Annotated in this window: 7 protein-coding genes and 1 tRNA gene; 4 read left to right on the plus strand and 4 right to left on the minus strand. The window is 37.4% G+C overall.

Annotated features, from left to right (window positions below; genetic code table 11):
* Positions 1 to 106: 106 nt before the first annotated feature.
* The 4 genes from H5087_RS02260 to H5087_RS02275 all read right to left on the minus strand — a co-directional run bounded on the left by H5087_RS02260 (position 107) and on the right by H5087_RS02275 (position 5,746).
* Positions 107 to 1,066, minus strand: coding sequence for a Wzz/FepE/Etk N-terminal domain-containing protein (locus H5087_RS02260; protein WP_182671014.1), 960 nt, complete (start codon positions 1,064 to 1,066; stop codon positions 107 to 109).
* Between the two features lie 91 nt (positions 1,067 to 1,157).
* The gene (locus tag H5087_RS02265; RefSeq protein ID WP_182671015.1) at positions 1,158 to 3,836 is read right to left on the minus strand and encodes an SLBB domain-containing protein; all 2,679 of its coding nucleotides are present in this window, start codon (positions 3,834 to 3,836) and stop codon (positions 1,158 to 1,160) included.
* Positions 3,837 to 3,958: 122 nt separating this feature from the next.
* Positions 3,959 to 4,741 carry a YdiY family protein gene (locus H5087_RS02270; protein ID WP_024596589.1) on the minus strand — a complete coding sequence of 261 codons (783 nt, stop codon included), beginning with the start codon at positions 4,739 to 4,741 and terminating at the stop codon, positions 3,959 to 3,961.
* A gap of 186 nt (positions 4,742 to 4,927) precedes the next feature.
* Positions 4,928 to 5,746, minus strand: a complete 819-nt coding sequence (locus tag H5087_RS02275; RefSeq protein ID WP_002958438.1) for a mechanosensitive ion channel family protein — start codon at positions 5,744 to 5,746, stop codon at positions 4,928 to 4,930.
* Positions 5,747 to 6,030: 284 nt separating this feature from the next.
* Here H5087_RS02275 and H5087_RS02280 point away from each other — a divergent pair.
* From H5087_RS02280 to H5087_RS02295, 4 genes are all read left to right on the plus strand, one after another.
* Positions 6,031 to 6,106: transfer RNA gene (locus H5087_RS02280), tRNA-His, on the plus strand.
* 323 nt (positions 6,107 to 6,429) lie between these two features.
* The gene (locus tag H5087_RS02285) at positions 6,430 to 7,755 is read left to right on the plus strand and encodes a surface lipoprotein assembly modifier (RefSeq protein WP_138488467.1); all 1,326 of its coding nucleotides are present in this window, start codon (positions 6,430 to 6,432) and stop codon (positions 7,753 to 7,755) included.
* 12 nt (positions 7,756 to 7,767) lie between these two features.
* Positions 7,768 to 8,889: a FecR domain-containing protein gene (locus tag H5087_RS02290; RefSeq protein WP_182671016.1), complete on the plus strand. Its 1,122-nt coding sequence runs from the start codon at positions 7,768 to 7,770 to the stop codon at positions 8,887 to 8,889.
* A gap of 39 nt (positions 8,890 to 8,928) precedes the next feature.
* A partial coding sequence (locus H5087_RS02295; protein ID WP_182671017.1) for an Ig-like domain-containing protein occupies positions 8,929 to 12,212 on the plus strand: 3,284 nt, incomplete at its 3' end.

Here is a 12,212-nt window from a genome sequence, read left to right on the forward strand (position 1 = left end):
TCCTTAAATATTTCTATACTTTATGTATCGAATACAAAATGTATCTTTATTCTTTGATATACCAAAATGCTTAAGCAGCATATTCATAAAATTGAGTTAGAGCTTTTTAGTCATTCGCTTTCTTTAAAAAGTATCTAGCGAGCACTATTAATACGCTTAAAATACCTCCAAAAAGAAAACCTAATATACAAATTAATGCACGCTTCGGCTTAAACTTTTGTTCCGGTACTAATGCTGGATCAATTGTTTTAAATACATACTCATCTCGCACATTTGCAAACATAATAGTTTTTGTTTGCTCTTCAATTAACTTATATAAAACAGCTCGAATATCGGCAACTTTTGTTTGTTGTAATTGCTCTGTTAGAAATTCAGTACTTTTATTAGCCTCTTCAACATCTCTAGACTTCATAACAGTATTGATGTCTTGAATTAACCAATTAACCCACCGCTGCGCAATTACTGGCGAAACATGCTCAACTGATACAGTTATCAATCCACTTTCTTTGTTCATGTCTGTAGTAATTATTTGGCTAAACTGTTTGAAGGCTTCTTGCATTGAAGGTTCGGCTTTAAAAGGTAGTTTAGCTTCCCTTAACCATTTTTTTTCTTTTTCGTTATATATCTCTTCGTCGTATTCAATACTATTATCCGCTTGCTTCCATGACTTTACAGCCATTAGGTCTGGTAAAATATTGTGCTTTTCAATAAAGTTAAATGTGAATTGGCGAGACTTTAAAACCTCAAGCGCTAACTGAGTTTTGTTAGCGGTGCCACTACTGCCCAAATTAACTCCAGCTAAACTAGCTAAACCACCAAATTGACCTGCTAGAACACCAAAGCCACCGCTTTGTTCTTGTTCCGCAGCAGCAAGTAATGCTTCCGATTTATAAACATTAGGTTGCTCTAAAGCATAAAACACTGATGCAATTGTGAATAAGGCTGTTATTAAAATTACTACCCATTTGCCTTCCCAGATGACAAAGAATAGCTCACTTAAATTCACTTCATCATCAGCAATAGTGGGTACAGATAGGTTTTTAGTATGTGTATCTTTACTATTCATATATATCTCTATTCAGCAGCTATTACACAAAACTAAACTCCGACTTAATTTTCGTGCAATAGCATAATACAAAGTAATATTTAGTCTTTTATTAAATACTACTAATCGCAGCAACAGCTACACCAAGTTGATAAAGGATCTGTGTTGCAGTACTCCAAAGTGTCAATTTATCCATGTGATCTGCATCCATTGGTATTACTATTGTGTCACCTGGTTCTAACTGATCAGCATTATTTGCTGCAAACCAGCCTCCTGTGTTTGGTATTTTCACTGAACCATTAGCTTTAATAATGTAAATTCGATCTTCAGCCGCACGCTCTTTAAGGCCACCACTTAGCGCTATATAATCATCAACACTAACACCTGATTTATAAAGATGTGATGTTGAGTAGTTAACTTCACCTATTACACTGATTGAATCGCGCTTGCTTGGTACATAAAGTGTATCACCATCTTGTAATACTAAGTTTTGTTGATTATTTACAATTAAAGGTAAATCAATTACTAAACGCCCTACGGCTTCAACACTTGCGAGGTCGTTTAACAGCTTGTTCATTTCTTCATAAGAAAGTGTGTTGCTACTTACCGAGTTTTGGAAGCTTTTAGAGGCAATGTCGCGGCGAAGCTCTGTAGATAAACGCGCTAACTGCTTTTCCTCTTGCTCTTTAATTGATGTACGGGTAAATACAGCTGCTTTTTGTTCTGCAAATTGTGAAAAACCACCTGCGCGTTCAAGTAATTCAGTTAGCGTTTCACCACGGCGTATAGTGTACGTACCTGGAAATTTAAGCTCGCCTTTTAATTCTACTTTTACATTTTCTTGCCAATTTGGAATTGCAAAAACGTTGATGCTGTCTTTACTTTGTAATGTAATATTACTTTGAAGGTCGCCTTTCATGGCGCTTTCAAGGTCAAATCTTAAGTGTTCTATTTTAGAACCATCGCTGGCTACAATACGTGTAATTTCAGCTTGTTTTACGTAGGCAGACTCTAACAGGCCACCGGCTGCTGTTATTAAATCACTTACCTCACCACCAATCATTAGTGGATAAATACCAGGGAAAGTTACATTCCCGCTGATTTCAACTAATTGCATTGCTTGTTGCACTGATGCTTGCTGTTTAAATTTAGCAATAATCGGCGCTAATAAGTTATGGCGACTAAATAATGCATAATCCTCAGGTTTGAGTTCTTGGTCTTCTTCTTCTTTTGCTTTGCGTTTAGAAATTTCAGCAATTGTTAGTATTTTATTGTCTTCAAGAACAAGCTCTTCGTCTTCTTGATTAACACCAATATATTTTTCGAACTCTTTTTGCTCAAACTTGTGCCATTGCTCTGCTTTTTGTTGCTGCTCTTGTTGCTCTTGGCTAAGGGCCATATTTGCTAGAGCTGATTGCTCTGCTTCTTTTTCTTCAAAACGACTAAATACAACTATCTTGTCATTAGCTTTAAGTTGTAAGTTGTTTTCAGGATTTTTAATAATCGCTTGAGCAACGTCGAACTGATGCGCTTCTATATCGCCGTTTACATTTATTTCGCGGATTACGAGGCCGTAGCTTAAATCGGCTTGCGGTAGTAGGTCACCGCGTATAGATTTAAGTACATCTGAAATACGCTTACCTTGGTGCCATTGATAATTACCTGGGCGTGCTACTGCACCAATTAAGCTAATTGAATTTTGATATTGCGAGCTAACTGAATTAAAGCGAATGCGGTCGCCATCTTGTGGGATATAGTTAATTTGTGGTTTTGAAAAATCGACCGAGAGTACTTCTTTACGATCGAAGTTAAAGCGCTCTACAATTGCGCTTTTAGCGTATGCATTGGGTTTAAGGCCTCCGGCCATTGCTAATAACTGCTTAGCAGACTCGCCTTTTTTAAGTTCAAAAATAGCGGGACGTTTAACTGCACCTTCAACTGTTACTTGAGCGCCAACTGATGGAATAAATACAGCATCGCCCGGCTTTAATACGATATCGTTACTGCTATCGCCATTAATAAGTAAGTCGTAAAGGTCAAAGTTTGCAACTACGTTGCCTGCGCGTTTAACTTGAATATTACGAAGAGAAGCAATGTCAGACACGCCACCGCTTACAAATAATGCATGCGAAACGGTTGTTAATGATGAAACACTGTAGCTACCAGGCTTGTAAGCCTCTCCTAGCACTAAAATACGCATGCTACGAAGCTGACCAAGCGATACAAACGCTTTTACACCTATTACCTCTTGCTCTACTTTTACTTTTACTAATTCTTTAATTTCAGCAAAAGTTAAACCGGCCACTTCTACAGGGCTTAAATCTGGAATACTAATACGTCCTTCACGGTCAACTATAACTTCAAAACTGTCACTTTCTTTACCATAAAAGTTTATTTTTAATTGATCGCCAGGGCCCACAATATATGTATCTGGTACTGCGGCATTTTCGCTTGGCATAAATGTAGTTGGTTCACCTGCAAACAATTCGTAACCGTACGGCTTTAATTCGTCTGTTTTTGGTTTAAAGCGCTCTTCATCTGTAAGCTTTTCTTTTTCGGGTTCTGCGCGCTCACCAATACTATTTTGCTGCTGTGTATTATTTTGATTATTAGATTGGTTTGTACCAGTGATCGTTGATATATCAACACCATACTGTTTTGCGAGGGCTTCTTGTTGAGCTTTAGGTAACTTTTTAAATTGCTCAATTTGAGACGCTGTTGGCGTAAAAGCCAAAGTACTAAAACTACAAAGTAGAATAAAAGCACTAATAAATTGTGTAAAAACTTTCACGAGTAGGTATATCCCTAGGTCTACAACCAAAATTGGCCGCTATAATACCTTAATTTTAAGAAAATAAAAAAGGGACTTTCGTCCCTTTTGTCACTTTAATGTCATTAACTTAACTACATTGGTTAAAAACTGTAAACCAACGTGAATGACGTTTCAGTGTCAGTGCTTTCTTTATCGTCAGCAACATCTGAGTTGTTAGTGACATTAAAAGCGACTTTCATTTGTAACGAGCCGTTTATTTTTGCAAGTAATGCAGTTTCAGAACGAGTCTTAGTGTTTGTATCACCGTACTCAACAGCAACTAATTGAGTAAAACGTGCATTCTCAGAAATTTGCCAGTTGTAATCTAACTTACCCAAGGCAATTACTTCGCCTTCAAATTCACCAGCAAGAGAGTTACCGTTGTCATCAACTTCAGTGCTATCATCTGGGTATTCAAAGTATTTATAACCAGGACCAATTTCAGCACTTAGCCACATAGTTTTTTCGTTTAATAAACGTAAACCGTAACCTGCAGAAATTACTGACTCACTTCTATACGCTCCAAAATAATCTGAAACGTGTGAACCATAAATGAATAAATGAGAATGATCTTCATTTAGTTTGTAATTACCTTGTGCAGAAATTGAATACTTCTCGTTAGTGCGCTGCTTGTTTTTGTCACCATTAGCATCTTCAACTTCATCTTCTTTGTAGATGCCGTCTAGCTTGTATTCGTTATTCCAGTGTTCAAGGTTGTGCTGAACTTTAATGCCACCTTTAAGTGTGGTCGTTTCTGTATTACCACTTGTGACAATAGCACCTAATTCACTGGTAACTTCCCATGTTCTTTGTTCTGCGTCTGCAGCAAATGCGTTTGTTGCAGCAGAAGCCGCAACTAAAACTGATAAAAGCTTTAATTTCATTAAAAAATAACCTTTGTATAAATGTACATCTATTTTATTAAAGCATTACTTGTTAGAGCAAGCTAAACAGCTAAGTAATAATGTAAAAAATTTTCATGCAGCAAATACCGCATGAAAATTTTATGTTTAATAGCTCTTTAGCACTATAACAATTAAAGATAACTTTAATTAAATAACTATTTAAAATTAGTCTTGCTTGTGAAAGTGAACATCCATTTGTGGAAATGGGATAGTAATATCTGCATCATCTAATGCGATTTTAATATTTTCCATTAATGACCAGTAAGTAGGCCAATAATCAGCAGCGTTAACCCAAGGACGAACAATAAAGTTAACACTTGAATCGCCTAACTCATTTACAGATACATTGTAAGCTGGATCTTTAAGTATGCGTGTTTCTGCATCTAATACAGATTTTAATACTTCTTTTGCGTGACGTAAATCAGCATCGTAGCCAACACCAATAACTAAATCGATACGACGAGTAGACTCTCGTGAGAAGTTAGTAATAGCACCAGACATTATTTGAGAGTTTGGTACGATAATTACTTTATTATCTGGAGTACGTAGTTCAGTTGAGAATATTTCGATTTTTTTAACTGTACCCATTTTATTACCTGCTTCAACAAAGTCACCAGACTTAAATGGACGAAGTAAAATAATAAGTACGCCTGATGCGAAGTTAGATAATGAACCTTGTAATGCTAAACCAACAGCTAAACCGGCAGCACCTAAAATAGCAATGAACGAAGTTGTTTCAATGCCAATTTGCGAAAGTGCCATTAAAATAGTTACAGCAAATACAAGTGTGTACACAATACTTGAAACAAATGAACCGACAGCTTTATCTACTTTCTTTTTAGCAAAACCTTTTTCAGTTAAGTTAGAACAAAACTTAGCAACACGACTACCAAGTAAAAAGATAACAAGCGCAACAACAGCTTGTATACCGTAGTGTAAAATTAGGCCTGAGTTATCGTTAAGCCAATTAAGTACTGAATCCATATTTACTCCAAATGTTTTTTATTAAGCGTTTTCGGGCATTATTATACATTAATTTACAATTTATTCTCATGAAATAATGAATTAATACTATTAAATGCAAGTATATTCTATTTTTTAGAGGCATTTATGCGATAAAACATAGCCTACTTTGAAAAAATATTAACGACTAAATACTAATTATATTTGCCTGATTTAAATTATTTTAATTTATTTCACTTTTGGGCTTCACAACAATTATTATTTTATGTATTATGCGCGCCACACCAAACGAGGTGTGTGTAGTGGCGGTTGTAGCTCAGTTGGTAGAGCCCCGGATTGTGATTCCGGTTGTCGCGGGTTCAAGCCCCGTCAATCGCCCCACTTTTTTTATATTAGTAATATCCTATCTTTATATTGAATAATCTCCCTTACTTATCTCTTTTAATATCCCGTACAGCAAACCAAAGCTTTATCACCTGAACTAATTAATATTTTAAACTAAAACAGTTTTTCAGCAACCTTCCCTATTTAAATTAGTTTAGCGCGAAGATTTATTAAACAAGTATCCAGCCTGCAATTAAATTACATTTATTTAACCAATGTGATTGTACTGGCTGTACTTCAATACAAAAAGTGCTAGGTTTCTAGTACTAACATCATTTTATTACAAAACATCAAACTTCTACTGGGATATAAAATTAAGCATGATTAAACAGGTTTTAGGAAATTTACTGTGTAGTTGTTTAGCTGTAATGAGCTTTAACTCATTGGCTCAAAGCAATGATGAATTCAATAAGCTATTGATTGAGCTTCAAAAATTAGTTTCTGAAAAAAAATACACTCAGGCTTATCAAAAAAGTAATAGCGAATACCAGTACCTGGGCGAACCCGTATACGACTTTTTATTAGGGGTCAGTGCACTTAAAACAGGGCATGCGGCGCCAGCTGTATTTGCCTTTGAACGCGTGGTTGAAAATAATCCTAGATGGTATGAAGCTCGCTTGTACTTAGTTCGCGCTTATTTAACAGTTAATAATTTACCTGCTGCCGATACTCAAGCTTTAATACTAATCAACTCACCTGACACACCTAATAATATAAAGTCTTCAGCACAGTCATTGCTAGAAACTGCAGCACTTAAGCAACAAGAGGCTGGACGCTCTTATAAACAAAATATTGAGCTTGCCCTTGGCGTAGATGGCAACGTAAACGCAGGTACTGCAGAAAATACGATTATAATTCCTAATATTGGTGAGTTTTTGTTATCGCCAGAAAGTAAAAGTACGCAGGACAACTATGCACGACTTAATTACAGAGGAAAGTACTCTCACCCTATTGATCAAAAAAGCTTAATCACTTTAAGTATTGATACCGGGTGGTACAAGTTTGAAGAACTCAGTCAATACGATCGTATAAATGCGCACATTAATGCCGCCTATCAATATAAACAAAATGACATAAGTTGGTTTGCACGAGTTGCTACCACTCCGTTGATGCTTGATGGCGAACTTTATCGTACTGAATCAGCTTTAACGGCCGGAGCTAATTTTACGCTAAATAAACAAGTTAATTTATTTAGCTCTTTGACTGCAGGTGTTTTAAACAATAGATTTGATGAAAAGCTCGATAACTCATTTTATGCGATAAATGCAGGTGCTAGCTATGCAGCTCGAAATTGGTTTCAAAGCTTAAGCATTAACGCTAAAAGCGAGGAAGCTGACATTACTGAAGGTGAATTTAATAGCCGTAATATTACGAGCTTGTACTACCAAGTGAACACTCAGTTGGCTCAACATTGGCAGTTGTTATCTCTTGCTGGATACCAATGGATTAATTATAAAGATGATCACCCTTTATTTTTACAAGAACGTGCCGATAACCTCTTTATGTTCTCAACTTCTGTTCGCTACTTAGTTAATCGCGATTTAGCCATACAGTTGGCTGCCAACTATCAAGATAAATCCAGTAATATTTCTTTATTCGAATATGACCGTTTAGATATCAATTTAAGCGCTTCTTACTCATTTTAATTTAAGGTATTTATGAAACATTTACTCCCTGTAATTACCACTTTACTTTGTGTAAGTTTTTATACACAAGCAAACGACCCTGCTGGTAAAACTATTTTAGCACGAGGCTCTGTACTCGCGGTTGATGGAAGCAATGAACAACAACGACAATTGCAGCGCAGAGATACTGTTTTTGGCGTAGATCGCATTACGACTGGAGAGAAAAGCAAAGCGCAATTTTCGATGTTGGATGGTGGTTTAATTGCCTTAAAAGAAAACTCAGAATTAAATATTGCTAACTACGAATTTAATGACAATACCCAACAAGGCTCTGCTTCTATTGAGTTACTTAAAGGCGGTTTGCGATCTATTTCCGGCGTAATTAAAAAAAATGGCGGCTCTTATAGTGTAAAAACTCCCGTTGGCTCTATTGGTATACGCGGAACGCATTTTGAAGTTCAACTGGTTAAAGGCGATGTATTTTTAGCGGTATGGGATGGCGCAATAGATTTAACACTCGAAAATAATAACGTGGTTTCTTTGGGTGATAACGAGGCATTTTCGTTTGCACAAATTACAGCCACTGGTGAAGTCTTTAAAACAACACGTGCGGCACGCGTGTTTGATCAAAATATAGTAGCAATTGATCCTAAAGACGACAACGAAGAAGAAACTGAGCAAGCATCGGTAACTGAAGTTGAAGTAAATGCTTTTGAAGCTGATACAGGTGTTATGGATATATATTCTGAACAACAATTTCAAACTGTTAGCAGCGCATCTTTAGTCGATCAAATAGCTCAGCGCCAAGGTGTATTTAACTATGAGGCATCAAGCTTTAATGTAAATTCGAGTGTGGGTGCTGTTACTGACTTTGCTATGACTATGGCAGTTGATTTTGATAATGGCACCGTGCCTGATGGCGAAATTAGTTTTAATGACGCCGGTGGAAATTGGTATGCAGCTTACAGCGGCTTAATAAATTTAAGTGAACTTGAGCTGGCCGTTACATTTGCATCCCATGGTAACAATAAAGCCGAGGGCGATGTTGATGCAATATTTTTGAATGACTTAGACAACATTACTGGCAACTTTAATCTTAACGAAATAAATAATCCTGATGTAAATGCTAGCGGTTCTTTTAAATTAGAACCATAAACACATTGGATACAAAGCTTTTATTATGGAGTATTTAAAATGACAGCAAAAAATATATTTTTGCTTGGTTCTATGGTGTTTTTGTTAAGTGCCTGTGGAGGCTCAGAAGAAAGTCCCACTCAAGAGGCAATACAATCACCTACGGCTGAAGTAATACCGCCAACGGTTACTAGCTATATTAATTTGGCTGGTGTTATAGCGAGTAATCAAACCAAGAGTACAAAAGTTTTAGGTGCTGTCACTTCAAGTAGAGGAGTTGTTGGAGCAAGTTTAGCTAATACTCGCGCTAATATTGTTTTTTCACAAACAAACGACACCGTACAAGGTAATGTTTCTTTTTTACTTGAAGCTTCGGATACTGATGGCATTGCTGAAGTTAATTTAGTACTCCCTAGCGTTAATAAAAGCATATCACTTTGTTCTTCTGATTGTGGTGTTGACTACGAAAAGTCAATTATAGGCCTCAGTCCTGCGCTTTATGGCGCAACTCCAGGGGAAATACGCCTTGAAATATGGATAACTGACACTTTAAATAATCAAGCACTTGCTGATGCAATAACTTTTAACTGGCAACCATATCAAATTGAAGGTGTTACAGCACAACGAGACGAAGATAATATTAATCTTTCGTGGCAAGCTAACCCCGAACTTAATCGTTACAACGTTTATATTGCAACTCAAGCTGGAGTCTCATCCACTAATATTAATGAATTAGAGAATGGGCAACAATTTTTAAGTATTCAAGATACTGCATTAAGCATTACCGAGTCACTTACTAATAAAAGTTACCAAGTACTTATTACCGGTGTTGATGGCAGTGGTGAAAGTGGTTTTGCTAATATAATAAACATAGCGCCAGTGGGTGGAGAGCTTGCATTTGCACCAGAGGCAAATGCCGATCAGTTTCAGATAAATGAAGATCAAACTCTGCAAGGTAACGTACTAACAAATGATACGAATCAATACAGTGGCGATTTACGTGTAAATGCAGATGCATTAATTCTACCGCAGCATGGCACTCTTAATATAAATGAAAATGGGGATTTTACTTATATCCCTATTGCAAACTTTAATGGTGAAGATGCATTTAGTTATCAAGTTGCTAACGAGCTAGGTATGACAGACACCGCAGTTGTAGAGATAACCATTTTAGCTGTTAACGACGCTCCTATTGCGCTTGATAATACTTACAGCGTTACAAACAATGGAACCTTAGTTGTCCTATCGCCAGGCTTACTTATAAACGATAGCGATATAGACTTAGATGACTTAACTGTTGATACAACGCCGGTTAGCGAACCAACAAGAGGACAATTAACCCTTTTTGATAATGGTGGCTTTGAATACCAAGGCGAGCAAAATATGCAAGGCCAAGACAGTTTTCAGTACAGAGTTGTTGATGCACAAGGTGCTCAGGCTATTGCAAATGTAACTATTGTAAGCTCAAACACTAACGTAGCCCCTGTAACAAAAAATGATAGCTATAGTTTAAGCGAAGATGAAACACTTGTGGTTACAGCTGCCAATGGTGTGCTTAGTAACGATACTGACCCAAATAATGACAGTTTTTCAGTTGATGAAACGTTTATGGTGGCACCCACACATGGCCAACTATTATTAGCAACTGATGGCAGCTTTAGTTATGTGCCGGATGCTAATTTTAATGGTGTTGATCAATTTCAATACCAAGCTATAGACTCATTAGGTGCAACCTCTTCAGCCACAGTAACTTTAGTAATAAACAGCGAACCCGATAACCCTGTTGCACAAAATGATGCCTATCAATTTAGCAAAAATAAACTATTTGAAGTAACAGTACAAAATGGCTTGTTAATTAACGACTTTAATATTGAGGCTGGTGATTTATCGGTTAATACCACGGCAATTAATACAACTCAAAATGGGGAACTTACATTAAATGCTGATGGCTCGTTTACCTATCAGCCAGACTTAGGTTTTATTGGTGTAGATAGCTTTACCTATTCAATTTCAAATGAGCAAGGTTTAACTGCAACAGCTCAAGTAACCTTAAGTGAAAGCGGCGTTAATACTTTTCCACAAGCCAATGACGATCAATATACGTTAGACGAAGACAGCTCTGCATCTTTTTTAGATGTGCTAGCTAACGACACTGATGCAGATGGCGATACAATTACTATTTCTAATATAGAAAATACTGCCGGTGAAGCGACTATTGTCACCGGAAAAATACAGTTCACTCCACCAGCAAATTTTTCAGGTGAGATAGTACTGACTTACACCATTACCGATGGTTATAGCACTGGTAATGAAGGTATAAACGACAGAACAGCAAGTGTGACGATTACTGTTACACCCGTCAATGATGCCCCTACTGCAAATGCTGACTCAGCAACGATGAACGAAGATGCTCCTGCGTTATTAGTTAACGTATTAGCTAACGACTCCGACATTGACGGCGATACTCTTGTGATAACAGCTGCTACTGCAGATAGAGGTTCTGCATCTGTTGTTGATAATAAAATCCAATATACGCCTGCTGCTAATACAAATGGAACAGCAATTATTAACTACACAATAAGTGATGGTAACGGCGGTACTGCAACTACTAACTTAACAATTACTATTATTCCCGTAAACGATGCTCCAATAGCAAACGCAGACTCAGCTACAATAGATGAAGATGCAGCGCCAATACTAATAAACGTATTAGCCAATGACTCAGATGAAGATGGCGACAGCCTTGCCATAAGCACAGCATCAGCTGATATTGGCTCTGTATCAGTGGTTGGCAATCAAATTCAATATACACCGGCAGCCGACGACAACGGCTTAGCAACAGTTACTTATACTGTAAGCGATAGCAATGGAGGCTCCAGTACAGCAACGTTAACTATCACAATTAAACCTGTAAATGATGCTCCAATAGCAAATGCTGACACGGCAACTATGGCGGAAGATGCAGCGCCAATACTGATAAACGTATTAGCCAATGACTCAGATGAAGATGGCGACAGCCTTGCCTTAAGCGCAGCATCAGCTGATATTGGCTCAGCCTCAGTAGTTGGCAATCAAATTCAATATACCCCAGCTGCGAATACCAATGGACTCGCCACGGTAACTTATACTGTAAGTGATAATAATGGTGGAACCAATACAGCCACAGTCGCTATTACGATAACTGCCGTGAATGATGCACCAGTGGCTAATAACGATACTGCAACTATGGCGGAAGATGCAGCGCCAATACTGATAAACGTATTAGCCAATGACTCAGATGAAGATGGCGACAGCCTTGCCTTAAGCGCAGCATCAGCTGATATTGGCTCAGCCTCAGTAGTTGG

Source organism: Pseudoalteromonas sp. SR43-7 (genome assembly GCF_014163785.1).
Taxonomy (GTDB): Bacteria; Pseudomonadota; Gammaproteobacteria; order Enterobacterales; family Alteromonadaceae; genus Pseudoalteromonas; species Pseudoalteromonas distincta.